The organism is Micromonospora sp. NPDC047134 (assembly GCF_040643455.1).
Lineage (GTDB): Bacteria > Actinomycetota > Actinomycetes > Mycobacteriales > Micromonosporaceae > Micromonospora.
Map to the genome: position 1 here is coordinate 131,776 of NZ_JBEYUI010000014.1, position 25,830 is coordinate 157,605.

Annotated in this window: 24 protein-coding genes and 1 tRNA gene; 19 read left to right on the forward strand and 6 right to left on the reverse strand. The window is 70.2% G+C overall.

Annotation, left to right across the window (positions count from 1 at the left end; genetic code table 11):
- The first annotated feature begins 16 nt into the window (after positions 1 to 16).
- From ABZ795_RS18445 to ABZ795_RS18460, 4 genes are all read left to right on the forward strand, one after another.
- On the forward strand, positions 17 to 964 hold the full coding sequence (locus tag ABZ795_RS18445; protein ID WP_327022828.1) for a 4-(cytidine 5'-diphospho)-2-C-methyl-D-erythritol kinase: 948 nt from the start codon (positions 17 to 19) through the stop codon (positions 962 to 964).
- Between the two features lie 202 nt (positions 965 to 1,166).
- Positions 1,167 to 2,969, forward strand: coding sequence for an ABC-F family ATP-binding cassette domain-containing protein (locus tag ABZ795_RS18450; protein ID WP_357531229.1), 1,803 nt, complete (start codon positions 1,167 to 1,169; stop codon positions 2,967 to 2,969).
- Between the two features lie 137 nt (positions 2,970 to 3,106).
- On the forward strand, positions 3,107 to 3,562 hold the full coding sequence (locus tag ABZ795_RS18455) for a DUF4383 domain-containing protein (protein WP_327022826.1): 456 nt from the start codon (positions 3,107 to 3,109) through the stop codon (positions 3,560 to 3,562).
- 266 nt (positions 3,563 to 3,828) lie between these two features.
- Complete coding sequence (locus ABZ795_RS18460; protein ID WP_327022825.1) at positions 3,829 to 4,302, forward strand: DUF4383 domain-containing protein; 474 nt, start codon at positions 3,829 to 3,831, stop codon at positions 4,300 to 4,302.
- A gap of 13 nt (positions 4,303 to 4,315) precedes the next feature.
- Here ABZ795_RS18460 and ABZ795_RS18465 read toward each other — a convergent pair whose 3' ends face one another.
- Both ABZ795_RS18465 and ABZ795_RS18470 read right to left on the reverse strand, forming a co-directional pair.
- Positions 4,316 to 4,999 (reverse strand): TetR/AcrR family transcriptional regulator, encoded by a 684-nt coding sequence (locus ABZ795_RS18465; RefSeq protein WP_357531230.1) that lies wholly within the window; start codon positions 4,997 to 4,999, stop codon positions 4,316 to 4,318.
- Between the two features lie 113 nt (positions 5,000 to 5,112).
- Positions 5,113 to 6,066 (reverse strand): acyl-CoA desaturase, encoded by a 954-nt coding sequence (locus ABZ795_RS18470; protein ID WP_357531231.1) that lies wholly within the window; start codon positions 6,064 to 6,066, stop codon positions 5,113 to 5,115.
- A 136-nt stretch (positions 6,067 to 6,202) separates the two neighbouring features.
- Here ABZ795_RS18470 and ABZ795_RS18475 point away from each other — a divergent pair, with 136 nt between their 5' ends.
- The 9 genes from ABZ795_RS18475 (at position 6,203) to cysN (ending at position 14,745) form a co-directional block, all read left to right on the forward strand.
- Entirely contained in the window at positions 6,203 to 6,943 is a 741-nt protein-coding gene (locus ABZ795_RS18475; RefSeq protein WP_357531232.1) for a helix-turn-helix domain-containing protein, read from the forward strand.
- A 155-nt stretch (positions 6,944 to 7,098) separates the two neighbouring features.
- Positions 7,099 to 7,169 (forward strand) — tRNA-Gln (locus ABZ795_RS18480).
- A gap of 34 nt (positions 7,170 to 7,203) precedes the next feature.
- A complete protein-coding gene (gene glmU / locus ABZ795_RS18485; protein WP_327022821.1) occupies positions 7,204 to 8,769 on the forward strand; it encodes a bifunctional UDP-N-acetylglucosamine diphosphorylase/glucosamine-1-phosphate N-acetyltransferase GlmU in 1,566 nt (521 codons plus the stop codon).
- 63 nt (positions 8,770 to 8,832) lie between these two features.
- Positions 8,833 to 9,813: a ribose-phosphate diphosphokinase gene (locus ABZ795_RS18490; protein WP_013731491.1), complete on the forward strand. Its 981-nt coding sequence runs from the start codon at positions 8,833 to 8,835 to the stop codon at positions 9,811 to 9,813.
- Positions 9,814 to 10,115: 302 nt separating this feature from the next.
- Positions 10,116 to 10,823: a 50S ribosomal protein L25/general stress protein Ctc gene (locus ABZ795_RS18495; RefSeq protein ID WP_327022820.1), complete on the forward strand. Its 708-nt coding sequence runs from the start codon at positions 10,116 to 10,118 to the stop codon at positions 10,821 to 10,823.
- A gap of 101 nt (positions 10,824 to 10,924) precedes the next feature.
- Complete coding sequence (pth, locus tag ABZ795_RS18500; RefSeq protein WP_327022819.1) at positions 10,925 to 11,515, forward strand: aminoacyl-tRNA hydrolase; 591 nt, start codon at positions 10,925 to 10,927, stop codon at positions 11,513 to 11,515.
- Between the two features lie 91 nt (positions 11,516 to 11,606).
- On the forward strand, positions 11,607 to 12,425 hold the full coding sequence (locus ABZ795_RS18505) for an inositol monophosphatase family protein (protein ID WP_327022818.1): 819 nt from the start codon (positions 11,607 to 11,609) through the stop codon (positions 12,423 to 12,425).
- A gap of 74 nt (positions 12,426 to 12,499) precedes the next feature.
- Positions 12,500 to 13,411 carry a sulfate adenylyltransferase subunit CysD gene (gene cysD, locus ABZ795_RS18510; RefSeq protein WP_327022817.1) on the forward strand — a complete coding sequence of 304 codons (912 nt, stop codon included), beginning with the start codon at positions 12,500 to 12,502 and terminating at the stop codon, positions 13,409 to 13,411.
- Between the two features lie 80 nt (positions 13,412 to 13,491).
- Positions 13,492 to 14,745 carry a sulfate adenylyltransferase subunit CysN gene (cysN, locus tag ABZ795_RS18515; protein WP_357531253.1) on the forward strand — a complete coding sequence of 418 codons (1,254 nt, stop codon included), beginning with the start codon at positions 13,492 to 13,494 and terminating at the stop codon, positions 14,743 to 14,745.
- A gap of 147 nt (positions 14,746 to 14,892) precedes the next feature.
- On the opposite strand, the gene galK is transcribed toward cysN, so the two are convergent.
- Complete coding sequence (galK, locus tag ABZ795_RS18520) at positions 14,893 to 16,062, reverse strand: galactokinase (RefSeq protein ID WP_357531233.1); 1,170 nt, start codon at positions 16,060 to 16,062, stop codon at positions 14,893 to 14,895.
- Entirely contained in the window at positions 16,059 to 17,042 is a 984-nt protein-coding gene (gene galE / locus ABZ795_RS18525) for a UDP-glucose 4-epimerase GalE (RefSeq protein WP_357531234.1), read from the reverse strand. Before galE ends, galK begins: the two co-directional genes overlap by 4 nt.
- A 79-nt stretch (positions 17,043 to 17,121) precedes the next feature.
- On the opposite strand from galE, the gene ABZ795_RS18530 reads away from it, so the two are divergent.
- Genes ABZ795_RS18530 through ABZ795_RS18550 form a run of 5 tightly spaced genes read left to right on the forward strand, consistent with a single transcriptional unit; the run spans position 17,122 to position 21,252 of the window.
- The gene (locus ABZ795_RS18530) at positions 17,122 to 18,114 is read left to right on the forward strand and encodes a CBS domain-containing protein (RefSeq protein ID WP_357531235.1); all 993 of its coding nucleotides are present in this window, start codon (positions 17,122 to 17,124) and stop codon (positions 18,112 to 18,114) included.
- Positions 18,115 to 18,147: 33 nt separating this feature from the next.
- On the forward strand, positions 18,148 to 19,173 hold the full coding sequence (gene trpS / locus ABZ795_RS18535; RefSeq protein WP_327022813.1) for a tryptophan--tRNA ligase: 1,026 nt from the start codon (positions 18,148 to 18,150) through the stop codon (positions 19,171 to 19,173).
- A 35-nt stretch (positions 19,174 to 19,208) separates the two neighbouring features.
- Positions 19,209 to 19,778, forward strand: a complete 570-nt coding sequence (locus tag ABZ795_RS18540) for a 2'-5' RNA ligase family protein (protein ID WP_327022812.1) — start codon at positions 19,209 to 19,211, stop codon at positions 19,776 to 19,778.
- Positions 19,779 to 19,833: 55 nt separating this feature from the next.
- Positions 19,834 to 20,757, forward strand: a complete 924-nt coding sequence (locus tag ABZ795_RS18545) for a YhjD/YihY/BrkB family envelope integrity protein (protein WP_357531236.1) — start codon at positions 19,834 to 19,836, stop codon at positions 20,755 to 20,757.
- Positions 20,758 to 20,817: 60 nt separating this feature from the next.
- A complete protein-coding gene (locus tag ABZ795_RS18550) occupies positions 20,818 to 21,252 on the forward strand; it encodes a hypothetical protein (RefSeq protein ID WP_357531237.1) in 435 nt (144 codons plus the stop codon).
- A 78-nt stretch (positions 21,253 to 21,330) separates the two neighbouring features.
- Here ABZ795_RS18550 and ABZ795_RS18555 read toward each other — a convergent pair whose 3' ends face one another.
- Positions 21,331 to 22,962 (reverse strand): glycoside hydrolase family 13 protein, encoded by a 1,632-nt coding sequence (locus tag ABZ795_RS18555; RefSeq protein WP_357531238.1) that lies wholly within the window; start codon positions 22,960 to 22,962, stop codon positions 21,331 to 21,333.
- A 153-nt stretch (positions 22,963 to 23,115) separates the two neighbouring features.
- Positions 23,116 to 24,195, reverse strand: a complete 1,080-nt coding sequence (locus ABZ795_RS18560) for a LacI family DNA-binding transcriptional regulator (protein WP_357531239.1) — start codon at positions 24,193 to 24,195, stop codon at positions 23,116 to 23,118.
- A 331-nt stretch (positions 24,196 to 24,526) separates the two neighbouring features.
- Between ABZ795_RS18560 and ABZ795_RS18565 the strand changes: the two genes are divergently transcribed.
- On the forward strand, positions 24,527 to 25,828 hold the full coding sequence (locus ABZ795_RS18565; protein ID WP_327022807.1) for an extracellular solute-binding protein: 1,302 nt from the start codon (positions 24,527 to 24,529) through the stop codon (positions 25,826 to 25,828).
- The last annotated feature ends 2 nt before the right edge of the window (positions 25,829 to 25,830 follow it).

The following is a 25,830-nucleotide window of genomic DNA, read 5'->3' on the forward strand; positions in this document are numbered from 1 at the left end:
GGCGGGGTGGCACCCGGTGACCGAGGCCTGGCGACCGGAGGACGACGAGCGGCGCGGGGCCAGCGGGCCGGTGAAGGTACGGGTGCCCGCCAAGGTCAACCTGCACCTGGGGGTGGGCCCGCTGCGCCGGGACGGCTACCACGAACTGAACACCGTCTACCACGCGATCTCGATCTACGACGAGCTGACCGCCCGACGGGGTGACACCCTGACCCTGACCATGGAGGGGGAGGGCACCGGTGAACTCGCCCTGGACGACTCCAACCTGGTCATCCGGGCCGCCCACGCCCTGGCCGGGTACGCCGGGGTGATGCCCCACGCCCGACTGCACCTGCGCAAGCAGATCCCCCTGGCCGGCGGCCTGGCCGGGGGCAGCGCGGACGCCGCCGCCACCCTGGTCGCCTGCGACGCCCTCTGGGGCACCGGCCTGTCTCGCGAGGAACTGGCCGGCATCGCCGCCGACCTCGGCTCGGACGTGCCCTTCCTGATCCACGGCGGCACGGCCCTCGGCACCGGCCGGGGCGAGGCGATCAGCCCCGTCCTGGCCCGCCCCACCTCCTGGCACTGGGTGGTCGCCATCGCCGACGGCGGCCTGTCCACCCCCCAGGCGTACCGCGAACTCGACCGGCTGCGCGAGGCCGGGGCGGCCGGACCGGCCCTGGGCAGCACGGACGCCCTGCTGGCCGCCCTGCGCCAGCGCGACCCCCGGGTGCTCGCCGGCGCCCTCGGCAACGACCTCCAGGACGCCGCGCTGTCCATGCGCCCCTCCCTGGCGGCCACCCTGAAGGCCGGGGAGGCGGCCGGGGCCCTGGCCGGCATCGTCTCCGGCTCCGGCCCCACCTGCGTCTTCCTGGCCCTCGACGCCGCCGACGCGCAACGGATCGCCGCCGAGCTGACCGCCGCCGAGGTGTGCCGGCAGGCCCGCACCGCCCACGGCCCGGTCCACGGCGCCCGCATCACCTGACCTGCTTTCCGGCCACCTGCCAGATCGCGCTCGATCCGGGATCGAGTGGCCTCGTAGCGAGTCGAGACCACTCGATCCCAGAACGAGCGCGATCATCGGTACCGGCCGTGGGCGGTGGCGGTGGCGCTCCGCGTACCCTGAGAGTCAGGCGTCCCCAGGTGCCCGCCGGCACCGGGACGCCTTGATCATGAGAGGTGGGTTCGTGGCCAACATCGTCAACCTGGACCGGGTGTCCAAGGGCTACGGCGCTGCCGGGCCGTTGCTCACCAACGTCTCCCTCGGCCTCGACGACGCCGACCGGATCGGCGTGGTCGGGCTCAACGGTGCCGGCAAGTCGACCCTGCTGCGGCTGCTCACCCGCGCCGAGGAACCGGACGACGGCCGGGTCACCCACCGCCGTGACCTGCGGGTCGCCTGGCTGCCCCAGAACCTCACCCTCAGCCCCGAGGCCACCGTCCGTGACGTCGTGCTCGGCACCGAATGGCTCGCCGAGAGCATGGGCGCCGAGCACGAATGGGCCGGTGACGCCGGCGTACGCGCCATCCTCGACGGGCTCGGCATGCCCTACCTGGGTCTGGACACGCCGGTAGGACCGATGTCCGGTGGCGAACGCCGCCGGGTAGCCCTGGCCGCCCTGCTGGTCCGCGAGGCCGACCTGCTCATCCTCGACGAGCCCACCAACCACCTCGACGTCGGCGGCGTCGACTGGCTGGCCCGGCACCTGCTCGGCCGCAAGGGCGCCCTCGTCGTGGTCACCCACGACCGCTGGTTCCTCGACGCGGTCTGCACCACCACCTGGGAGGTGGCCGACCAGACCGTCCGCGCCTACGAGGGCGGCTACGCGGCCTGGACCCTGGCCCGCGTCGAACGCGAACGGGTGGCCGCCGCCACCGAGGCCCGCCGGCAGAACCTGCTCCGCAAGGAGATCGCCTGGCTGCGCCGAGGCGCACCCGCCCGGACCTCCAAGCCGAAGTTCCGCATCGACGCGGCCAACGCCCTCATCGCCGACGTGCCACCCCCGCGCGACACCACCTCCCTGCAACGCCTGGCCACCGCCCGGCTCGGCAAGCAGGTGTACGACCTGGAGCACGTCCGGCTGCACGCCGGCCCCAAGACCATCCTCGAGGACGCCACCTGGCAGGTCGGCCCCGGCGACCGGGTAGCCATCCTCGGCGCCAACGGTGCCGGCAAGACCACCCTGCTGCGGATGCTGGCCGGCATCACCCGCCCCGACGGCGGCCGGCTGGTCACCGGCTCCACGGTGCGACCCGCCTTCCTCTCCCAGGAACTGCGGGAACTCCCCAGCGAACTGCGCGTCCTGGAAGCCGTCGAGGAGGTCGCCCGCCGGGTACGCCTGGGTGACCGGGAGATCTCCGCCGCCCAACTCGCCGAGGTCTTCGGCTTCGACGACCGGCGGCTCTGGACCCCGGTCGGCGACCTGTCCGGAGGCGAACGCCGCCGGTTGCAGATGCTGCGCCTGCTAGCCGGGGAACCCAACGTGCTGCTGCTGGACGAGCCCACGAACGACCTCGACACGGACACCCTCGCCGCCCTGGAGGACCTGCTCGACTCCTGGCCCGGCACCATCGTGGTGGCCAGCCACGACCGGTACCTCATCGAGCGGGTGGCCGACACGGCGTACGGCATGTTCGGCGACGGGCGGCTGGTGCACCTGCCCGGCGGGGTGGAGGAGTACCTCAGCCGCGCCGCAGACCGGGACCGCCCCGGGACCGCCCCGGCCGCCGCGCCGACCCCCGCTTCCACCGCCACCAGCGCGATGAGCGCCGCCGAGGCGCGACAGGCCCGCAAGGAACTGACCCGACTGGAACGGCAGGTCGGCAAGCTGGAGCAGAAGGAAGCCACCCTGCTGGACCAGTTGGCCACCCACGCCACCGACTACGCCAAGGTCGCCGAACTGGACGCCCAACTGCACCAGGTACGCGCGGAACGGGAAGAGATCGAGCTGGCCTGGCTCGCCCTGGCCGAGGAGATCCCGGCCGGCTGAGCCACCCGCCTACCCCGCCCGGGGACCGGACGACCGGCGGCGTCGCCGCCTGCCGGGGACCCCGTGTGCGGCGTCACACCACAGGGTGCGGGAGAATCGCCCGAAGACCCTGACCCAACGGCCTTGGAGACACAGAAATGGCCCACACCCCCGTCAACCACCCCGCGCGGCCGATCTACCGGGCGATCGGCGGGCTGATCGGTCTGTACCTGGTGATCTTCGGTGTGCTCGGCTTCTTCGCCAGCGCAGGCGACCCGTTCTTCGGGCAGGGCGACACCCGGGTGCTCGGGCAGGGGACCAACCTCGGCCTCTCGCTGCTGAGCCTCATCTTCGGCGCCGCCGTGCTGGCCGGTACGGCGATCGGCCGCAACCTGGACGTGCTGATCAACCAGTGGAGCGCGTACCTGATCATGGTGGTCAGCCTGGGTGGGCTGGCCTTCATCCGCACCGAGGCCAACATCTTCAACTTCAGCGTGGCCACGGTCGTCGTGCTGATGCTGCTCAGCCTGACCCTGCTGATGGTCGGCATGTACAGCAAGGTGGGTACGGACGAGGAGCACGAGGCTTGGCAGAAGGCTCGGCTCGTGCTCTGAGTCTGGTTCCTGGTTTGGGTTCGGCTTGGGCCTGACCGTCTTGCGGTGGGTTTCGCTGGGGTTTGACCTGCTTGCGGTGGGGTTTCGCCGGAGCCCGACCCGCTCCGGGCGGTCAGGCTTGATCCCTGCGCGGGTCGGGCTCCGGCGAAACCCGTCATGGTTGCGGGTCGTCGTTGCCGCGCGGGCCGTGGGTGGGGAAATGGCTGACGGGGGTGGGGTGGGAGGGGGACAATTGTCGGGATTGTTCCTGGTGGCCTGGAGGGCCGATGCACATTCCCATCAACCACCCGGCGCGGCTGTTCTACCGGGTGCTGTCCGGCCTGATCGGGCTCTACATCCTGGCCTTCGGGGTATGGGGTACCGCCTCCACCTGGGGTGAACCGCTGTTCGCCCGGGACAGCAACTGGGCCCTGGGACTGCGGACCAACCTGGCCTTCTCGCTCGTCTCGGTGATCTTCGGGATCGTGCTGATCATCGGGGCCTCCCGGCGCGGCAACCTGGGTCACTACATGAACCTGACCGCCGGAGCCGTCTTCCTGATCACCGGTCTGCTGATGATGTCCTTCCTGCAGACCCGCGCCAACTTCCTGAACTTCTCGATGTCGACCGTGGTCGTGTCGCTGCTCTTCGGCCTGATCCTGCTCGGCACCGGGCTCTACGACAAGGTGGGGCCGCCGGAGCACGCCGAGGCCGAACGCAACCGCCGCTATCACCCCGTCGCCGAGAGCCACCGCCGCTGAGGTGCAGGGTTGATCAGCGTCCCGCGCTGATCAACCCTGGTTTCGCCTCCAGGTGCGACAAGCCGTTCCAGGACAGGTTGACCAGGTGCGCCGCCACCGTCTCCTTGCGCGGCTTACGCACCTCCAACCACCAACGGCCGGTCAACGCGACCATGCCCACCAGGGCCTGCGCGTACAACTCCGCTAGCTTCGGGTCGTAGCCCCGGCTGGAGAACTCCGCACCCAGGATGTGCTCCACCTGATGCGCCACATCGTTCATCACACTGCTGAAGTTGCCGGTCGCGGAGAGCAGCGGCGACTCGCGTACCAGCACCCGGAACCCGCTCGTCTCCTCCTCGATGTAGCCGAGCAGGGCCAAGGCCGCCTGCTCCAGCAACTCGCGCGGATTGCCGGCGGTCAACGCCGTGGTGATCCGGTCCAGCAGGGACCGGACCTCCCGGTCCACGACCACCGCGTAGAGCCCTTCCTTGCCACCGAAGTGCTCGTAGACCACCGGCTTGGACACCTTGGCGCGCGACGCCACCTCCTCGATGGAGGTGGCGTCGAAACCCCGCTCGGCAAAGATCTGCCGACCGATCGCGATCAGTTGCTCGCGCCGTTGCGCGGCCGACATGCGTACCCGCGAGGTCGGCTTGGTCGACGCGGCGCGCACCGTACGCCGCCGCTTGTCGCTTCCCCCGCTGGGAACCTCGGCCATCTCGTCACCTCGTTGGCGCTCGGTGACGCCCTGTTGGGGAATGCTTCCTGTCTTCTGCCCGGTCACCCGAACATACTGCCAGGTAACTTTCTGGTGGCGGGTCGGCTCGCGGGCTAGACCGTCTGGTCAGCCGGCTTGGCCAGCTTCGCCGCCAGCCGCTCCGGCTTCGGCCAGCGCACATCCCACGCCGCGCCGACCTTCTCGAACAGCCAGATGACCCGGGCCGAGATGTCGATCTGACCCTTCAGCACCCCGTGCCGGGCACTCGTCGGATCGGCGTGGTGCAGATTGTGCCAGCTCTCCCCGAAGGACACGATGGCCAACGGCCAGAAGTTCGACGCCCGGTCACCGTTGCGCATCATGAACGGCCGTTCCCCGTACACGTGGCACACCGAGTTGATCGACCAGGTGACGTGGTGCAGCAGGGAGATGCGGACCAGGCCGCCCCAGAACAACGCGGTCAAGGCACCCTGCCAGGACCAGGTCAGCAGCCCACCCATCAGCGCCGGACCGAGCACCGAGACGATCACCAGCACGGGGAAGAGTTCACCGACCCGCCGGATGTCCCGATCGTTGAGCAGATCCGGGGCGAAACGCTCCCGGTTGGACAGTTCACGGCCGAACAGCCAGCCCATGTGGGCGTGGAACAGGCCCTTGGTCAGGCCCCACACGCTGGTGCCGAAGCGCCACGGCGAGTGCGGGTCACCCTCCAGATCGGAGAAGGCGTGGTGGCGACGATGGTCGGCCACCCACTGGATGATGTCGCCCTGCACGGCGAGGGAACCGGAACCGGCCAGGGCCACCCGCAGCCACCGCTTCGCCTTGAACGAGCCGTGGGTGAAGTACCGGTGGTAGCCCACCGTGATACCCAGGCCGGACACCACGTACCAGAAGGCGGCGACACCCACGTCGACCCAGCTGAGCCAACCACCCCAGGCCACCGGTACGGCGGCGAACAACGCGAGGAAAGGAATCACCACAAAGGCCCACAGCGCGACGAGGATCCCGCGCGACTGGGCACCCTGGGTTAGCGGTTTCGGGCCGGAGTCGAGTAGGGCAGTGGACATGGAACCTCACACAGGTACGGCGGTAAAACGCGAATCTACGGCTACGTCACCGTAACTTACCGGCCCGGTAGATCACATCAGACAGCGACGAGATCCGATGCGAAAGTTGTCGTACCCAGGGCCTAGCCTGCGCCGCATGGCCGACCCCCAGAGTGACGAGGTGCGCCGCCTGCGCGCCGAGGAGCACCTCTCCGTGCGGGAGATCCGGGCCCGCACCGGGCTGGGCCGCAACCGGGTGTACGCGCTGCTGCGCGGCGTACCGCCGCCGGAGCGGAGCCGACGACCCAACGCCAAGGACGACCTGCGGGCCGAGGCCCTCGCGTTGCGCTCGACGGGGCACTCCGTACCGGAGATCGCGCAACAGTTGAGCGTCAGCAGGTCGACGGCGTACCTCTGGGTGCGGCACCTGCCGTTGGCCCGCGACCCGGAGCAGGAGCGGGAACGCCGCCAAGCCCACTCGAAGGCCATGACCGACGCACAGTGGGGGGAGCATCGGCAGGCTAGGGAGGCCGCGCGGGCGGCCACCGTCGCGACTGCCGCCGCCTGGGTCAAGGAACTGCGATATCGCGAGGTGGTGCTGGTGGGGGCGGCGCTCTACTGGGCGGAGGGACTCAAGACCAAACCCTGGCGACCGCACGACCGCCGGGTTCGCTTCGTCAACAGCGATCCGGCGCTCATCGAGCTGCTCCTGCGGTTCGTGGAGGCACTGGGGGAACACCGTGCGGCGCTGCGCTACCGGGTGTCGATCCAACGAGACCGCCGATGCCGAAAAGGCGGTCAGGTGGTGGGCGGAGCGGGTCGGGGTGGCGCCGGAAGCCTTCCAGCGCACCTCGTTGAAGCGACATCGACCGACAACGGTGCGTTTGAACACGGCTGACACTTATCGGGGCTGCCTGAGCGTCGAGGTGCCCCGGTCGCGGCGGCTGTATTGGAAAATTGAGGGGATCATGAAGGGGATGAGCGATGGTGCTGCGAGCGCGGGGCGCTAAGGTGTAGGGGTCCGGCGGACTCAGGTTCGTCCGCTCCAGGCCTTCCCGGGTCGTCTAATGGCAGGACGTCAGGTTTTGGTCCTGATTGTAGGGGTTCGAATCCTCTCCCGGGAGCTTCCGCTGATCGGCAACGGATTGTCTGGTTAGCATGGCCGCGAGACTGTCCGCGTCCGACGGGAGCCACGTCGTGTCCGAGCCCCAACTCCGTACCGTCGTCGTGCTCGCCGCCGGTGAGGGCAAGCGGATGAAGTCCTCCCTGCCCAAGGTGTTGCATCCGCTGCTTGGTCGTACCCTGCTCGGTCATGTGTTGAGCGCCGCCGAGCCGCTGGGGGCCCAGCGGACCATGGTGGTGGTGGGGCACGGCGCGGACCAGGTCCGGGCGCACCTGGCCGAGGTGGCCCCGGAGGCCACCGCGGTGCACCAGGCGGAGCAGCTCGGCACCGGGCACGCGGTGCGGATCGCGTTGGAGGCGGCGCCGGAGACCACCGGCACGGTGGTGGTGCTCAACGGTGACGTGCCGCTGCTGCGCCCGGAGACGGTAGCCGCCCTGGTGGCGACCCACGAGGGGGAGCGGGCCGCGGCCACCGTGCTGACCGCCGAGGTGCCGGATCCGACCGGCCTGGGCCGCATCGTGCGGGACCAGGCGGGTCGGCTGGAGCAGATCGTCGAGCAGCGTGACGCCACCACCGGTCAGCAGGCGATCAAGGAGATCAACGCCGGCATCTACGCCTTCGACGCCGGTCGGTTGCGGGACGTGCTGGGCAAGCTCTCCACCGACAACGATCAGGGCGAGGAGTACCTGACCGACGTGTTCGGTCTGCTGGTCTCGGCCGGGGAGCCGGTGGCGGTGCACCGGGCGGCCGACCACACCGAGACCCTGGGCTGCAACGACCGGGTGGAGCTGGCGGGGCTGCGGCGACTGCTGCGGGACCGGGTGAACGAGGGCTGGATGCGGGCCGGGGTGAGCCTGCTGGATCCGGCCACGACCTGGATCGACGTGACGGTGGCGCTGGACCGCGACGCGGTGGTGGATCAGAACACCCAGTTGTTGGGCGGTTCGGTGGTCGGCAGTGGTGCGGTGGTCGGTCCGGACGTGACCCTGATCGACACGGTGGTGGGTGCCGGGGCGACCGTGCTGCGCAGCCACGCGGTCGGTGCCCAGGTCGGCCCGGGGGCCAGCGTCGGCCCGTACGCCTATCTGCGACCGGATGCCCGGTTGGCCGAGAAGTCGAAGGTCGGCACCTTCGTCGAGGTGAAGAACTCCGAGGTGGGTGCGGGGGCCAAGGTGCCACACCTGTCGTACGTGGGTGACGCGACGATCGGGGCGCGGGCGAACATCGGCGCGGCGACGATCTTCGTGAACTACGACGGGGTGAAGAAGAGCCGGACCGTGATCGGCGAGGGCGCCTTCGTGGGCTGCGACACGAACCTGATCGCGCCGGTCGAGGTGGGGCCGGGGGCGTACGTCGCGGCGGGCAGTGCGATCACCACGGACGTACCCCCGGGTGCTCTGGGGGTGACGCGGGCGCAGCAGCGCAACATCGGTGGTTGGGTGGCCCGCAACCGGCCCGGGACGGTTTCCGCGGAGGCGGCCGAGCGGGCCTTGCAGGGTGCTCCGTCCCAGGTTCCGCCCGCAAGTGAAGGTGAGGCAATCCACGGTGCTGCCGAGTCGGTGGGAACCGTGACCGAGGCGGGAGATACTGCAACCGAATAGTCCCCGGCCGGCTACCACCTCCAGGCCGGGTACCACCGACCTAAAACGGGAGCAGACGGGCCCATGGGCAGCATCGTCGCCGAAAACCGCAAGAGCCTGATGCTCTTTTCCGGACGTGGCTTTCCGGAGCTGGCCAAGGAGATCGGCGAGGTGCTCGGTGTAGCGCCGACGCCGGCCGACGCGTACGAGTTCGCCAACGGCGAGATCTTCGTACGGTTCAAGGACTCGGTACGTGGTTCGGACGCCTTCGTGGTGCAGTCCGTCACGCACGGGGTGAACACCTGGGTCATGGAGACCCTGATCATGGTCGACGCGTTGAAGCGGGGCTCCGCCAAGCGCATCACCGTGGTTCTGCCGTTCTATCCGTACTCCCGGCAGGACAAGAAGCACCGGGGCCGGGAGCCGATCTCGGCCCGGCTGGTCGCGGATCTGCTGAAGACGGCCGGGGCGAACCGGATCCTCACGGTGGACCTGCACACCGCGCAGATCCAGGGCTTCTTCGACGGGCCGGTGGATCACCTCTTCGCGATGGACATCCTGGCCGAGTACGTGGAGCGCCGGTACGCCGGTCGGCCGATGACGGTGGTCGCCCCGGACTCGGGTCGGGTGCGGGTGGCCGAGCGGTGGACCGACCGGCTCGGTGGCTGCCCGCTGGCGTTCATCCACAAGACCCGGGATCCGCTGAAGCCGAACCAGGTGGTGGCGAACCGGGTGGTCGGTGAGGTCGAGGGTCGGGTCTGCCTGATCGTCGACGACATGATCGACACGGGTGGGACGATCTGCAAGGCGGCGGACATCCTGAAGGAGTCCGGCGCGGCGGACGTGATCGTGGCCTCCACCCACGCCCTGCTCTCCGACCCGGCGACGGAGCGGTTGAAGAACAGCCCGATCAGCGAGGTGGTGGTGACCAACACCCTGCCGCTGCCGCCGGAGAAGCAACTCGACAAGCTGACCGTGCTGTCCATCGCGCCGCTGCTGGCGCGGGCCATCCGTGAGGTGTTCGACGACGGCTCGGTGACGACCCTGTTCGGTGGGCTCAGCTGATCGACGGGATCCGGACGGGTCGGTCGACTCGTCCGGATTCATCCCGGGCCGGTGGCGGCGGAAATACGCTGCGGGCCGGTCGGTGGCGGTGGTACGGGGACTGCCGGAACTTCGGGATTCCTCTCGGGTAGACTGGTGCGGTTGCCACGGCGAGGGTGCCCTGCGGGCCGCTGAGAAGCGCCGCACGGAGGCACCGTGATCGACGCGGTGCTCCGGGCAGTCTGCTGACGCATGAGCCCCTGCGAGCCCCCCGCCCAGCACCGCCAGACGACAAGCTGCCGCGAAGCATCAGGAGTTTTCCCGTGTCCGAGGTAAAGATCAGCGCCGAGCCCCGTACCGAGTTCGGCAAGGGTGGTGCCCGTCGTACCCGCCGGGCCGGCAAGGTGCCCGCCGTGCTGTACGGGCATGGCGAGAAGCCCAAGCACATCGCGCTGCCCGCGCGTGAGTTCGCGGCGGCCATCCGCAAGGGTGGTGCCAACCAGCTCTTCGCGATCGAGGTGAGTGACGGCACGCAGGCCCTGGCCCTGCCGAAGGCGATTCAGCGTGACCCGATCAAGGACACCTTCGAGCACGTCGACCTGCTGCTGGTGCGTCGGGGCGAGAAGGTCACCGTCGAGGTGCCGGTCGAGCTGACCGGTGAGGCCGCGAAGGACACCCTGATCGTGCACGACCACGACACCGTGTCGGTGACCGCCGAGGCGACCAAGGTGCCGGATCACCTGGAGGCCTCGATCGAGGGTGCCGAGCCGGGTGCCCAGGTCACCGCGGCGGATGTCGACCTGCCGGCGGGCGTGGAGCTGGCCGGTGACCCGGAGCAGACGGTCGCCACGGTGACCGCGGCCCCCACCGCCGAGCAGCTTGAGGCGACCCTGCCCGAGGTCGAGGTGGCCGACGCCGAGGCCGAGGCTGGGGTCGGCGAGGAGGCCGCCGAGTCCTCCGAGGGTGCCGAGGCCGGTGAGCCGGCGGCTGCCGGTGGCGAGGAGACGGCCGAGGCGAAGACCGAGGCCTGATCGGTTCGTAAGCTGTGCGACAGGCGTCCCCGGTTTCCGGGGGCGCCTGTCGGCGTATATCGGGGTAGCCCTGGCGGGTGCGGATGACGGAGGGACGGGCGGTGACGGAGGAGACCGGGCCGTGGCTGGTGGTCGGGCTGGGTAACCCGGGTCGGCAGTACGCGGGCAACCGGCACAATGTCGGTTTCATGGTGGCCGATCTGTTGGCTGGTCGGCTGGGCGCGACCTTCGGCCGGTACAAGCGGGCGATGGCGGACGTGGCCGAGGCGCGGCTGGGCTTCGGTGGGCCGAAGCTGGTGCTGCTCAAACCCTTGACGTACATGAACCTGTCCGGTGGTCCGGTGGCCAGCCTGGCCCAGTTCTTCAAGGTGCCGCCGGCTCAGGTGATCGCGGTGCACGACGAGCTGGACATCGAGTACGGCCAGGTGCGGGTGAAGCGGGGCGGGGGCGAGGGCGGGCACAACGGGCTGCGCTCGATGTCGAAGTCGCTGGCCACCAAGGATTACGTGCGGGTGCGGTTCGGCATCGGCCGCCCCCCGGGACGGCAGGATCCGGCGGACTACGTGTTGTCGGATTTCGGCGCGGCGGAGCGCAAGGAGTTGGATTTCCTGGTGGATCGGGCCGCCGATGTGGTGGAGTCGGTGATCACCAAAGGTGTCGAGCCGACGCAGAATGCTTATCACGGCGCCTGAGGGTTCTGGGGCGGCCGGCCGATAGTGTCGGTTCGTGGCCGAGCGGGGCGGCTGTTCGACGTAGCCGGATTGCGACGGGAGAGCGCAGGACATGAGCAGTCCTCCGATGGTCGACGGAGAGTTCGCTCGCTGGTTGGCGGCCAGGGCGGGCGAGGCGCTGGTGGGCCTCCGCGCGGAGACGGGGTTCGAGGATCCCGCCGCGCTGAAGTCGGCCGGGGACAAGGTCTCGCATGAGCTGATCCGGGCCGAGTTGGCGAAGTGGCGTCCGGGTGACGCGGTGCTCTCCGAGGAGGACGAGGGCTCCCGGCGGGCCGCCGCCCAGCAGGGCGAGGCGGCGCCCGGGTCCCGGTTGACCGCGGACCGGGTGTGGATCATCGACCCCTTGGACGGTACGCGGGAGTTCAGCGAGCAGGGGCGTACGGACTGGGCGGTTCATGTGGCCCTGTGGGCGCGTGACGCGCAGGCTTCGCACGGCCTGATCGCGGGTGCTGTCGGGTTGCCGGCCCAGCAGCGGGTGTTGGCGACCGACCAGCCGCCGGCGTACCCGTCCGTGTCGGTCGGTGGTGCGGGCCGGTTGCGTCTGGCGGCCAGTCGGAGCCGACCTCCGGCGTTCCTCACCGCCCTGGCCGAGGAGGTCGGGGCGGAACTGGTGCCGATGGGGTCGGCCGGCGCGAAGATCGCTGCGGTGGTGACCGGTGAGGTGGACGCCTACATCCACGCGGGCGGCCAGTACGAGTGGGACTCGGCAGCGCCGGTGGCTGTGGCGACGGCCACCGGACTGCATGCTTCCCGGATTGATGGTTCTGCGCTGAAATACAACGAGGCGGACCCCCGTCTGCCTGATCTGTTGGTGTGCCGTGCGGATCTCGCCAGTCGGTTACTTTCCGCGCTGCGGCGGCATGGTGGGTAGCCTGGCGCTAGTTTCCTGGTGCCCCGACCGGAAAGGTCTGGAAAGCTGATGAGCGAGCGAATCGAGTCGATGTCATGACCGTGACCGCGGCCTACCAGGTCACCCATCTGGACGCCCTGGAGGCGGAGAGCATCTTCGTGATGCGCGAGGTGGTCGCCGAGATGGAGCGGCCGGTGCTGCTCTTCTCCGGCGGCAAGGATTCGATCGTCATGCTTCGGCTGGCGCAGAAGGCGTTCGCCCCGGCGCAGATCCCGTTCCCGGTGATGCATGTCGACACCGGCCACAATTTCCCCGAGGTGCTGGACTACCGCGACCGTCGGGTGGCCGAGTTGGGTCTGCAACTGGTGGTGGCCAGTGTGCCGGAGGCCCTGGCCAGCGGGATGGTCCGGGAGTCGGCGGACGGGATGCGTAACCGGATCCAGACCCCGGTGCTGCTGGACGCGGTGGAGAAGCACCGGTTCGACGCCCTTTTCGGTGGGGCTCGCCGGGACGAGGAGAAGGCCCGCGCCAAGGAGCGCATGTTCAGTTTCCGCGACGAGTTCGGCCAGTGGGATCCGAAGAACCAGCGACCGGAGTTGTGGTCGCTCTACAACGGGCGACACCATCCGGGAGAATCGATTCGGGTGTTCCCGCTGTCCAACTGGACCGAACTGGACGTATGGCATTACATCGCCCGGGAGCGAATCGAGTTGCCGTCGATCTACTACGCCCACGAGCGTGAAGTGATCGAACGTGACGGGATGCTCTACGCGGTGAACGAGTTCCTGTCGGCCCGTGCCGGTGAGGAGCGCTTCAAGGCCCGGGTGCGGTACCGGACGGTGGGCGACGCCTCCTGCACGGCGGCGGTCCGCTCGGACGCGGACACCGTCGAGAAGGTCATCGAGGAGGTCGCCGCGACCCGGATCACCGAGCGCGGGGCCACCCGGGGGGACGACCGGGTCAGTGAGGCCGCGATGGAGGACCGCAAGCGGGAGGGCTACTTCTGATGACCACCGAGACGATCACGCCGGGCGACGCTACGGACCCGACCCCCGCCGGTGCGGGGGCCGCGTCGGAGGCCCGCCCCATGGATCTGCTGCGGTTCGCCACGGCCGGCAGTGTGGACGACGGCAAGTCGACCCTGATCGGTCGGCTGCTGTACGACACCAAGTCGCTGTTCACCGACCAGTTGGCCGCGGTGGAGGCGGTCAGCGCGGCCCGGGGCGACGAGTACACCGACCTGGCCTTGCTCACCGACGGCCTGCGGGCCGAGCGGGAGCAGGGCATCACCATCGACGTGGCCTACCGCTACTTCGCCACCCCGCGGCGCAAGTTCATCATCGCGGACACTCCGGGGCACATTCAGTACACCCGCAACATGGTCACCGGTGCCTCGACCGCCGACCTGGCGCTGATCCTGGTGGACTCCCGCAAGGGTCTGGTGGAGCAGTCGCGCCGGCACGCCTTCCTCTGCTCCCTGCTGCGGGTGCCGCACCTGGTGCTCTGCGTGAACAAGATGGATCTGGTCGACTACTCCCAGGAGGTGTTCGACCGGATCGCCGACGAGTTCACCGCGTTCGCGGCGAAGCTGGACGTCCCGGACCTGACCGTGGTGCCGATCTCCGCGCTCAAGGGCGACAACATCGTCACCCGGTCCGAGCGGATGCCCTGGTACGAGGGCCCGGCGCTGCTGCATCACCTGGAGCGGGTGCACATCGCCAGTGACCGCAACCTGGTCGACGTCCGGTTCCCGGTGCAGTACGTCATCCGCCCACAGTCCACTGTCGTCACCGACTACCGGGGCTACGCCGGTCAGGTGGCCTCCGGGGTGCTCAAGCCGGGGGACGAGGTGATGGTGCTGCCCTCCGGCTTCACCAGCCGGATCTCCTCCGTGGAGACCGCCGACGGGCCGGTCACGGAGGCCTTCCCGCCGATGTCGGTGACGGTACGGCTGGCCGACGAGATCGACATCTCCCGGGGCGACATGATCTGCCGTCCGAACAATGCCCCGGCGGTGGCCCAGGACATCGAGGCGATGGTCTGCTGGATGGACGAGAGCCGCCCGTTGCAGGTCGGCGGCAAGTACGCGATCAAGCACACCACCCGGGCGGCTCGGGCGATCGTGCGCGGTCTGCACTACCGCCTGGACATCAACACCCTGCACCGGGACGAGTCGGCGGGCGAGTTGCGGCTCAACGAGATCGGCCGGGTCCGGCTGCGTACCACCATCCCGCTGCTCGCCGACGAGTATCGCCGTAACCGCACCACGGGAGGCTTCGTCATCATCGACGAGAGCACCAACCGTACGGTCGGCGCCGGCATGATCGTCGAAACCGCCTGACCCCCGCCAGCCCTGCCCCCGACGCACCTTGCCGTCACCCCAAGATCGCGCTCGATGCGGGATCGAGTGGCATCCGGGCCACCGATAGCCACTCGATCCCCCATCGGGGCGTAATGACGCGCTGCGGGCTGCGCGCGGGTGGGCGGGTCAGTCGAGGCGGGTGGCGCCGGCGGTGGGGGTGACGGTGGTGTGGGTGGGGACGGTGAAGCCACGTTGGGCGTACGCGGTGGTGACGGCCTGGGCGACCGGGGCGGACTGGTCGGCCTCGACCAGGGCCAGGACGCAGCCACCGAAGCCGCCGCCGGTCATCCGGGCGCCCAGCGCCCCGGCGGCGAGTGCCGCCTCGACGGCGGTGTCCACCTGGGGCACGGTGATGGCGAAGTCGTCACGCATGGAGGTGTGCGAGGCGGTCAGCAGGGGACCGATCTGCCGGATCCGTCCGGCTCGTAGCAGGTCCACGGTGTCGCACACCCGCTGGTTCTCGGTGACCACATGCCGTACCCGGCGGCGGGTCTCGTCGTCGGGTAGCCGGGCCAGGGCCGCGTCGAGGCCCTCGGTCGACACCTCTCGCAGCGCGGGTACCCCGAGCAGGGCGGCGGCCTTCTCGCAGCTGTCGCGGCGGGCGGCGTACTCGCCGTCGACGTGGCGGTGCGGGGCGTTGCTGTCGATCACCAGGATGGCCAGCCCGGCGGCGTCCAGATCGAAGGGGATGTGTTCCACCTGCTCGGTGCGGCAGTCCAGGAACAGGGCGTGCCCGGCGCGGCAGCGGATCGCCGCAGACTGGTCCATGATGCCGGTGGGGGCCCCGACGTAGTGGTTCTCGCCCCGTTGGGCGAGGCGGGGTTGGGCCTCGGGGGGCAGGTCCAGGCCGCCGAGGTCGACCAGGGCGGCCAGCACGGCGGCCTCCAGGGCGGCGGAGGAAGACAGGCCGGCGCCCAGTGGTACGTCGGAGGCGATCGCCAGGCGGGCGCCGGGCACCCGGTGGCCCGCTTCGCGCAGCGACCAGACCATGGCGGCCACGTAGCCGGCCCAGCCGGTGATCCGGCCGGCACCGGTGACCTGCGCGGCACCGAAGTCGACCGTCTCGCCGGTCAGCTCCGACCAGACCCTCCAGGTCTCACCCGGCTGGGGCGCGGCGGCGACGACGGTACGCAGGGGGAGCGCGAAGGGCAGCACGAAGCCGTCGTTGTAGTCGGTGTGCTCGCCGATCAGGTTGACCCGGCCGGGAGCCGCCCAGCGGCCGGCGGGCGGCTCGGCGTACACCTGGTGGAAGCCGGCGGTGGCGCGGTCGGCGACCTTTCGGCCGGAGTCGATCACGGTTGGGCCAGTCGGTGGGTGCGGTAGAAGGCCCAGGCGTCGCTGACCATGTCGTGCAGGGTCGGCTTCTGCGGCTGCCAGCCCAGATCGGCGCGGGCCAGCTCGGCGGAGGCGACCAGCTCGGCCGGGTCGCCCTCGCGGCGGGGCGCCATCTCGACCGGCACCGGATGGCCGGTTACCTCGCGGACCACCTCGACCACCTGCCGGTTGGAGAAACCGCTGCCGTTACCGAGGTTGTAGATGCGGTGCTGCCCCGGCAGGGCCGCGTCCAGGGCCAGCAGGTGGGCCCGGGCCAGGTCGGCGACGTGGATGTAGTCGCGTACGCAGGTGCCGTCGATGGTGGGGTAGTCGTCGCCGAACAGTTGCAGCTTCTCCCGCCGGTCGGCGGCCACCTCCAGGGCGATCGGGATGAGGTGGGTCTCCGGGTCGTGCCGTTCACCCAGGGCGACATCACCGTCCAGGTAGGCGCCGGCGACATTGAAGTAGCGCAGCGAGACCGCAGCCAGGCCGTGCCCGATCGCCTCGGAGGTCAGGGCCATGTCGACGGCCAGCTTGGTCGCCCCGTACGTGTTGGTGGGGGCCTTGACGGCCGTCTCGACGATGGGCAGCTCGATCGGGTTGCCGTAGACGGCGGCGGTGGAGGAGAAGACCAGCCGGGGCACCCCGGCCGCCCGGACCGCGTCCAGCAGGGCCAGGGAGCCGACGGTGTTGTTGTGCCAGTACCGCTCCGGGGCGACCATCGACTCACCGGCGGCGATCAGTGCGGCGAAGTGCAACACGCCGTCGAACCCGGCCTGCGGGGTGAGTACCCGCGCCGCGTCGTGGATGTCCGCCTCGACATGGGTGGCCTCCGGGGCCAGGGCCTCCCGGTGGCCGGTGCGCAGGTCGTCCAGGACGACGACCTGGTGACCGGCGTCGAGCAGCATCCGGGTAACCACGCTGCCGATGAAGCCGGCACCGCCGGTGACTAGCAGTTTCACCTCGGTCCTCCTGCCTGGCCCGTTGAGTGTGGCCGCGTATGGACAGCCTACGGCCGCCGCGCTGACTACCATCACTGTCATGCGGGCAGCGCGTCGGCGCGGATCCCGGCGGTGGCGGCCAACCCAGCCCCGCCGCGAGCCAGGACGGCTGGCCCGGGGGGTCGCCCGGGTGGTGGTCCGGGCGGTCGACGGTGGGCTCCGGCTGGTCACCGCCCTGCTCGGTACGGGTCCGACCGCCGGCCGGGAGCGGATCAGCGAGGCGGAGCTGCGCGATCTGGTCGCCGCGAACACCGTGCTGGACCCGGTGGGCCGACGCATCATCGACGAGGTGCTGGTGGCCGGGGCGAGTCTGGTCCGGGAGGTGATGATGCCCCGTACGGAGGTGGTGTTCCTGTCGGCGGCGTTGACCCTCGCCGAGGCCGAACCCCTGGTCCGGGCCGGAACGCACACCCGGTACCCGGTGGTCGACGGCACCCACGACGACGTGGTCGGCTTCGTGCATCTGCGCGACGTGCTGTGGCATCCGGACCGGGTGCCGAGCACGAAGGTCGGCGAGTTGGTCCGGGAGGTGAAGCGGCTGCCGGCCAGCAAGCGGGTGCTGGCCGCGTTGACCGAGATGCGGCGGGAGGGGCACCACCTGGCGGTGGTCATCGACGAGTACGGCGGTACGGCCGGCATCGTCACCTGCGAGGACCTGATCGAGGAACTGGTCGGTGAGATCCACGACGAGTCCGCCGAGCTGCCGGAGCCGACGCTTGCCGGTCTGCCGGCGGTGGTGGAGGGTCGGCTGAATCTGGCCGACTTCGCCGAACGCACTTCGGTGGTGCTGCCGGTCGGGCCGTACGAGACGGTGGGCGGGTTCGTGATGGCCGCCCTGGGCCGGCTGCCCAGGCCCGGTGACGAGGTTCCGGTGCCCGATCCGGCCGGGGCGGGTGGGGGGTGGCTGCTGCGGGTGTTGAGCCTGGAGGGGCGCCGGGTGGCCCGGCTCGCGGTCACCGTCGGCCGCCTGCCCGAACAGCGCAGATCGGTGGACCGCCCCGCCGACCGGACCGGACCCGCCAGCCCGTCATGACGTACGCCGGGCGATGCTGACAGAATTGCCGGCATGTCCGACGTACCCGCCCGCCCGCGCGTCTTCTCCGGCATCCAGCCGACGGCCGACTCGTTCCACCTCGGCAACTATCTGGGCGCGGTGCGGCACTGGGTGGCGTTGCAGGAGTCGCACGAGGCGGTCTACTGCGTGGTCGACCTGCACGCCATCACGGCGGGCCACGATCCCAAGGTGCTGCACCAGCGCATCCGGGTGGCCGCCGCCCAGCTGCTGGCGGTCGGGTTGGACCCGCAGCGGTGCACCCTGTTCGTGCAGTCGCAGGTGCCCGAGCACGCGCAGCTGGCCTGGGTGCTGGGGTGCCTGACCGGGTTCGGCGAGGCCAGCCGGATGACCCAGTTCAAGGACAAGTCGCAGAAGCAGGGCAACGAGCGGGCCAGCGTGGGCCTGTTCACCTACCCGATCCTGCAGGCCGCCGACATCCTGCTCTACCAGGCCAACGCGGTGCCGGTGGGCGAGGACCAGCGTCAGCACCTGGAGCTGTCCCGGGATCTGGCGCAGCGGTTCAACACCCACTTCGGGTCGACCTTCACGGTGCCCGCCCCGCACATCGTGAAGGCCACCGCGAAGATCACCGACCTGCAGGACCCCACGGCGAAGATGTCGAAGTCCTCCTCCTCGCCGGCCGGCATCATCGACCTGCTGGACGATCCGGCCCGCTCGGCCAAGAAGATCCGTTCGGCGGTCACGGACACCGGTCGGGAGATCGTCTTCGACGAGGAGACCAAGCCGGGCATCTCCAACCTGCTGACCATCTTCTCGGCGCTGAGCGGGCGGAGCATCGACGACCTGGTGGCGGCGTACGACGGCAAGGGCTACGGCGATCTGAAGAAGGATCTCGCCGAGGTGGTCCGGGAGTTCGTCACCCCCATCCAGGAGCGCACCCGCTCCTACCTCGACGACCCGGCACAGTTGGACAAGCTGCTCGCCGTGGGTGCGGAGAAGGCCCGGCGGTTGGCGACGCCGACCCTGCTCAAGGCGTACGAGCGGGTGGGTTTCTTCCCGCCGGTACGCGGCGAGTAGTCGTCCGCGACAGCGCGGGTGATCCGGACAGGTCGGTGGCCGAAGGAGTGGCGCGGAACGTGGATCACGGCAGCGGGGCGCCGGAGGCCGGCGAGACCGTCCAGATCGGCATCGCGGTAGACATCCCCGAGCCGTGGGGCGGCACGCTGACCCGGCGTCGGTTGGCGGCCGGTGACCCGAACACCGTTCCGGCCCATGTCACCCTGCTGGGGCCGACCGAGATCCCGGTGTCCGCGCTGCCCGCGGTGGAGCGGCACCTCGCTGGGGTGGCCGCGGCCCACCTGCCCTTCACCCTGCACCTGCGGGGTACCGGCACCTTCCGGCCGGTGACCCAGGTGGTCTTCGTGGCGGTCGCCGCCGGGATCAGCGAGTGCGAGTTGCTGGCCGCGGCGATCAACGCCGCTCCTGAGCTGCAACGGGAACTCCGCTTCCCGTACCACCCTCATGTGACCGTGGCGCAGGATGTCGCACCGGAGGCCCTGGACAAGGCGTACGAGGACCTGGCGGACTTCTCGGCGATGTTCGAGGTGGAGCACTTCACCCTGTTCTCGCACAGCGGCGAGGCGCGGTTCCAGCCCCGTAGGGACTTCCGGCTGGGCGGTTGAACCTTCGGTCGCCAAGCGGCGAGCGCGGCGGCCGGCGAACGGCGAGGATGACGAGGTGAACCTCCTGGGTCGGGTCGAGGCGGGCATCGACCGCCGACTCAGCGCCGCCCGGCAGCGCTGGCCGGCCTTCGGGCACCTGTGGCGGGCCGGGGTGCGCTACACCGATCTTCAGGGTGGTCGGCTGGCCGCCGCGATCGCGTACTACGGCTTCTTCGCGGTCTTCGCGCTGGCCCTGGTGGCGTACGCGGCCTTCGGCGCGCTTCTCGACGACAACGACGAGGTACGCGCGGCGGCGGAGGATTTCCTGCGGGAGAATCTGCCCTTCCTCGACCCGGCCCAGGTGGCCGAGAGCAGTGGCACGGTCGGGGTGGTGGGTCTGCTGATCCTGATCCTGACCGGGATCGGGTGGGTGGAGGCGATCCGGTCCTCGCAGCGGCTGATCCACGGTCTCAACCAGCATCCGGGCAACCTGGTGGTCCGCCGGTTCGTCGACCTGGGGGTGCTGCTGGTGGTCTTCGTGCTGCTGGGTGCCTCGGTGGCGGCGGTGGACGCCCTGGAGTCCCTGCTGCGCTTCCTGCTGCGCAGCACCGGGTCGGTCGGGTTGACCACGATCAGTGCGGTGCTCAGCGTGCTGATCAACGCGGTGTTGGCCACCCTGCTGCTGATCGTGGTGCCCAGGGTGCAGATGAGCCGGGCGCGGCTGCGGCCGGTGGTGCTGGTGGTCGCGGTCGGCATCACCCTGCTCAACACGGTCGGTCGGTTCTGGGTGGGGCGGGTCGAGCACAATCCGGCGTACACCGTGGTGGCCACCGCGGTGGGTCTGCTGGTCTACCTGTATCTGCTCAACCAGTTGGTGCTCTTCGGGGCGGCGTTGGCCGCGACCAGCCGGCGCGGCCGGGTGGTGGACCTGGCCCGGGGTGGCCGACGGGTGGAATTCGACTCGGACACCGATCCGGGCCTCCCGGGCGGGACCGGCTGAGGTCGTTGTCGATGTGCCGAAGCTGCCGCGTGCGGGCCGGGCAGCGACGATGATGACCCCGTGGGGGTACTCGTGACGCTGGACCTGCCGGGGGACTCGCCGATGCGCGACCTGCCGTGGATCATCACCTTCGGTCCGCTCGGTGACGACGACGAGTGGGAACCGGTGGTCTGCGGCCCGTACGAGCGGGAACACGCCATGGCCCTGGCCGAGGCGGTGGTCGCCGACGGGGCGCTGATGGCGGTGGTCGAGCCGCTGATACCTGCGGTCTCCGTGGAACAGATCCGGGGCGAGATAGCCACCGCCCAACTGGCCGCCCAGGACGAGGAGGTCCAGACGGAGCGGGCCGACCTCTACGGCGACTACGAGGACACCATCGACGAGGAGGACCTGGCGGAGGAGGAGGATCGGGACACCGGCCCCCTGCCGACCCCGGACGCAGCCGAGCTGCGCGCCGGGTTCGCCCGCATCGCCGCCCGGCTGACCAGCGGCTGAGCACCCGAGGGCCGTCAGCCCCAGCCGTCCGGCGGCGCGCAGCACGCCGGACGACCAGGTTGCTGACGGACTACCCGATCAGCGGCGCTCGAACCAGACAGCCGTGTCGATGTCCAGCAGGTGCCCGCCGTCCTGCTCGGTGACCGTCGCGCTGGCCACCAGGGGGGTGCCGTACCCCTCGATCCGTACCGGGGCGTCCCCGAGGTTGACCACGCAGGTCAGCACGGTGTCGCCAGCGGACCGGGTGAAGGCGAGCACCCCGGGGTCGGCCTCCTGCCAGGTGATGCCGCCGGTGCCGGCCAGGGCGGGATGGGTACGGCGGATCCGCAGCGCCGCCCGGTACAGCTCCAGGGTCGAGCCGGGCACCCCGGTCTGGGCGGCCACCGACAACGCACCCCAGGTAGCCGGGGCTGGCAGCCAGCTCAGTTCGCTACCGGCCGGTCCGAAGCCGTACGGGGCCAGTTCGCCGCTCCACGGCATCGGCACCCGGCAGCCGTCCCGACTCTCGCCGGTGCGTAGGAAGGCCGGGTCCTGGCGCAGCTCGTCCGGCAGGTCGAGCACCTCCGGCAAACCCAGCTCCTCGCCCTGGTAGAGGTAGGCGCAGCCGGGCAGGGCGAGCATCAGCAGCGCGGCCGCGCGGGCCCGACGCAGCCCTACCTCGCCGTCGCCGTAGCGGGTGACGTGCCGCTGCCGGTCGTGGTTGGACAGCACCCAGGTGGTGGGGGCGCCGACGATTGTCGACTCGGCCAGGGCGGTGTCGATGACCTTGCGGAAGGAGTCGGCCGACCAGGTGGCGTCGAGGAAGTCGAAGCTGAAGGCCTGGTGCAGCTCGTCCGGCCCGATGTAGCGGGCCAGCCGCTGGGGGGTCTCGGCCCAGGCCTCGGCCACCGCCATCCGGCCCCCGGGGTAGCTGTCCAGGATGGGCCGCCAGGCGCGGTAGATGTCGTGCACCTCGTCCTGGTCGAAGTAGGGCAGCCGACCCTTGCCGAGCAGTTCGGACTGCCGCCGGCCGGTGGTCATCGAGTTGAAGCCGACGTCCGGCAGCCCCTCGGCCTTGATCATGCCGTGGGCCACGTCGATGCGGAACCCGTCCACCCCACGGTCCAGCCAGAACCGCAGGACCTCCTCGAACTCGGCGCGTACCTGGGGATGGCGCCAGTTCAGGTCGGGCTGGGCCGGGTCGAACAGGTGCAGGTACCACTGGCCGTCCGGCACCCGGGTCCAGGCCGGGCCGCCGAAGATGCTCTCCCAGTCGTTCGGGGGCTGCTCGCCGTGCTCACCCTTGCCGTCGGCGAAGAGGTACCGCTCGCGTTCCGGTGAGCCGGGGCCGGCCGCCAACGCCGCCTGGAACCAGGGGTGCTGGTCGGAGGTGTGGTTGGGCACGATGTCGACGATGATCCGCAGGCCCAGGGCGTGCGCGTCGGTGATCATCGCCTCGAAGTCGCCGAGGGTGCCGAACATCGGGTCGACGTCCCGGTAGTCGGCGACGTCGTATCCGCCGTCGACCATCGGGGAGGTGTAGAAGGGGGTCAACCAGAGGGCGTCCACGCCCAGCTCACGCAGGTACGGCAGGCGTTGCCGGATGCCCTGGAGATCACCGATGCCATCCCCGTTGGCGTCGGCGAAGCTGCGGACGTAGACCTGGTAGACGACGGCGGATCGCCACCAGCCGGCATCGGAGGTCAGCGGCGAGGGATTGCTGACGGTCATCGGGTGTTCCCCGTTCTGTGGCGCGGGACGGCGGCACCCGGCGTGGCAACGGTGGGACGCGCGGGTGTCTGAGCAGAATGCCGGGCCGGCTCTGCAAGAGTCAAGCAGACCTTGCGCAAGAAATGACCGAGGGTCAGTGGTAGGCGCTGGGTGTCAGGCCGGGACCGGCAACGCCGGCGGGGTCGGACGCGGGGGGTCACCCTGGGCGGGGGTGGTGTCCGCCCGGGCCACCGCGGTCGAGCCGCGGACCACCAGTTCGGGCCGGAAAAGGTACTCCGAGTGCGGGGCGCCGTGCCCGTTGATCTCGTCCACCAGCGCCCGGACCGCAGCCACCGCCATCGCGGCGACCGGCTGGCGCATGGTGGTCAGCGGTGGGTCGGTGAAGGCCATCAGCGGTGAGTCGTCGTAGCCGACCACGGAGAGGTCACCGGGTACGGAGAGGCCCCGCTGGCGGGCGGCCCGGATCGCGCCGAGGGCCATCAGGTCGGAACCGCAGACGATGCCGGTGGCGCCGCGTTCGATCAGTCGCCCGGCTGCCGCCTCGCCACCCTCCACTCCGAACAGGGACAGCTCGGTCAGCTCGGCCAACTCGTCGTCCTCGACCCCGACCAGGCGCTGCATCGCCGCCTTGTATCCGTTCACCTTGCGTTGCACCGGCACGAACCGGTCCGGCCCGGTGATCAGGCCGATCCGCCGGTGGCCCAGGGCCACCAGATGGGCCACCGCCAGCTCAGCGGCCTCCCGGTCGTCACACGAGACGAAGGGTGCGGCGATGCCGGGTGCGTACCCGTTGATCATGACGATGGGCAGTGGCCGGGCGATCAGGGTCCGGTACCGGTCGTGGTCGGCCGCGGTGTCGGCGTGCAGGCCGGAGACGAAGACGATGCCGGAGACCTGCCGATCCAGCAGCATCTCGACGTACTCGTCCTCGCGGACCCCGCCGGGGGTCTGGGTGCACAGCACCGGGGTGTAGCCGGTGGGTGCCAGCGCCGACTCGATGATCTGGGCGAAGGCGGGGAAGATCGGGTTGTCCAGCTCCGGCACCACCAGGCCGACCAGCCCGGCGCTGCGCTTGCGCAGCCGGGCGGGGCGTTCGTAGCCGAGCACGTCCAGGGCGGTGAGGACGGCCTGCCGGGTCTCGGGTGCCACGCCGGGGCGGTCGTTGAGCACCCGCGACACCGTGGCCTCGCTGACGTCGGCCTGTTGAGCGATGTCGGACAAACGAGCGCGCATGGCGGCACTGTAGCTTACGGCCAACTTCTTGCGCAGTAGGCGGCAAGAACTTGCATAATCGAGCAGCGGCCGCTGGAAAAGGCCGCCATCGCGCGCCCTCCTCCGGTCGCCCAGTGGGACGTACAGCTAACTTCCGTTCGCCCAAGGTGATCGGGACTGCTTGATCGGTCAATCATCCGCGTACTGAAATGCCCCGACTGGCGACGGCTTGTCGGCTGGTCGGGTTGCGGATGGGGCACGGTTGTTGCAGCCGTGTTCGCAAGGGGTTTCGAGTTACGAAAACTCTTGCTACTGTCCCCGCCGTTACCCGGCAGGCAACTTAGGAGCGAACATGCGTCGCACAGCCAGGGGGATCGCCGTACTCGCCTCCGCCAGTCTCGCCCTCACCGTCGCCGCGTGCGGCAGCGAGGACAAGGCGGCCGAGGAGCAGCCCAAGGCCGACCCCGCCGCCCTCACCGCCGAACTGACCTGGTGGGACACCTCGGACCCGCAGAACGAGGGCCCGGCGTTCAAGGAGTTGATCGCCAAGTTCAACCAGACCTACCCGAACGTGAAGATCAACTACCAGTCGGTCCCGTTCGGTGAGGCCCAGAACAAGTTCAAGACCGCCGCCCAGGCCAAGACCGGGGCCCCGGACATCCTGCGGGCCGAGGTGGCCTGGGTGCCCGAGTTCGCCTCCCTCGGCTACCTCTACGCCCTCGACGGCTCGGAGCTGCTCAGCGACGCCGACGACTTCCTGGCGACCCCGCTGGCCTCCAACAAGTACGACGGCAAGACCTACGGGGTCCCGCAGGTCACCGACAGCCTCGCGCTGATGTACAACAAGGACCTGCTCAGCAAGGCCGGCATCAGCGCACCGCCGAAGACCTGGGCCGAGCTGAAGTCCGCCGCGCAGACCATCAAGGACTCAACCGACGCCGAGGGCGTGTACCTCAACCCGGCCGGCTACTTCATGCTGCCCTTCATGTACGGCGAGGGGGGCGACCTGGTCGACGCCGAGGCCAAGAAGATCACCATCAACTCGGAGCAGAACGCCGCCGGGCTGAAGATCGCCAAGGACCTGATCGACAGCGGGGCCGCCGCCAAGCCCTCCGCCAACGACGCCTACGGCACCATGATGACCCTGTTCAAGGAGCAGAAGGTCGCCATGATCATCAACGGGCCGTGGGAGGTCAACAACGTCTCCTCGGCGCCGGACTTCGGCGGCCTGGAGAACCTGGGCATCGCCCCGGTGCCGGCCGGCTCCGCCCGCGCCGGTGGCCCGGTCGGTGGCCACAACTACGTGATCTGGTCCGGCATGCCACCGGAGAAGATCGACGCCGCCGTCGCCTTCGTGAAGTTCATGGCCTCCGCCGAGTCGCAGGCCTTCCTGTCGGAGAAGCTCGGCGTGCTGCCCACCCGCACCTCGGCGTACCAGGTGGACGCGGTCAAGAACAACCCCGTCGTGGCCGCCTTCCAGGCCGTCAACGAGGCCGCCGTGGGTCGCCCCTGGATCCCCGAGGCCGGCCAGTTCTTCGGCCCCCTCGACCAGATGGCCACCGAGGTCCTGATCCAGAACAAGGACCCCAAGGCCGCGCTGGACAACGTCGCCAAGAAGTACAAGGCCGAGGTCGTACCCGGCTACGGACTCTGATC

What these genes read in the sequence shown, in the direction of transcription:
- cysD (WP_327022817.1), top strand. Translation starts at nt 12,500, where the DNA reads ATGACCGTGACCGCGGCCTACCAGGTCACCCATCTGGACGCCCTGGAG.
- ABZ795_RS18465 (WP_357531230.1), bottom strand. Translation starts at nt 4,999, where the DNA reads ATGGCCGAGGTTCCCAGCGGGGGAAGCGACAAGCGGCGGCGTACGGTG.
- trpS (WP_327022813.1), top strand. Translation starts at nt 18,148, where the DNA reads ATGTCCGACGTACCCGCCCGCCCGCGCGTCTTCTCCGGCATCCAGCCG.
- ABZ795_RS18555 (WP_357531238.1), bottom strand. Translation starts at nt 22,962, where the DNA reads ATGACCGTCAGCAATCCCTCGCCGCTGACCTCCGATGCCGGCTGGTGG.
- glmU (WP_327022821.1), top strand. Translation starts at nt 7,204, where the DNA reads ATGGCCGCGAGACTGTCCGCGTCCGACGGGAGCCACGTCGTGTCCGAG.
- ABZ795_RS18455 (WP_327022826.1), top strand. Translation starts at nt 3,107, where the DNA reads ATGGCCCACACCCCCGTCAACCACCCCGCGCGGCCGATCTACCGGGCG.
- ABZ795_RS18460 (WP_327022825.1), top strand. Translation starts at nt 3,829, where the DNA reads ATGCACATTCCCATCAACCACCCGGCGCGGCTGTTCTACCGGGTGCTG.
- ABZ795_RS18530 (WP_357531235.1), top strand. Translation starts at nt 17,122, where the DNA reads ATGCGGGCAGCGCGTCGGCGCGGATCCCGGCGGTGGCGGCCAACCCAG.
- ABZ795_RS18490 (WP_013731491.1), top strand. Translation starts at nt 8,833, where the DNA reads ATGGGCAGCATCGTCGCCGAAAACCGCAAGAGCCTGATGCTCTTTTCC.
- ABZ795_RS18560 (WP_357531239.1), bottom strand. Translation starts at nt 24,195, where the DNA reads ATGCGCGCTCGTTTGTCCGACATCGCTCAACAGGCCGACGTCAGCGAG.
- ABZ795_RS18475 (WP_357531232.1), top strand. Translation starts at nt 6,203, where the DNA reads ATGGCCGACCCCCAGAGTGACGAGGTGCGCCGCCTGCGCGCCGAGGAG.
- ABZ795_RS18505 (WP_327022818.1), top strand. Translation starts at nt 11,607, where the DNA reads ATGAGCAGTCCTCCGATGGTCGACGGAGAGTTCGCTCGCTGGTTGGCG.
- ABZ795_RS18470 (WP_357531231.1), bottom strand. Translation starts at nt 6,066, where the DNA reads ATGTCCACTGCCCTACTCGACTCCGGCCCGAAACCGCTAACCCAGGGT.
- ABZ795_RS18565 (WP_327022807.1), top strand. Translation starts at nt 24,527, where the DNA reads ATGCGTCGCACAGCCAGGGGGATCGCCGTACTCGCCTCCGCCAGTCTC.
- cysN (WP_357531253.1), top strand. Translation starts at nt 13,492, where the DNA reads ATGGATCTGCTGCGGTTCGCCACGGCCGGCAGTGTGGACGACGGCAAG.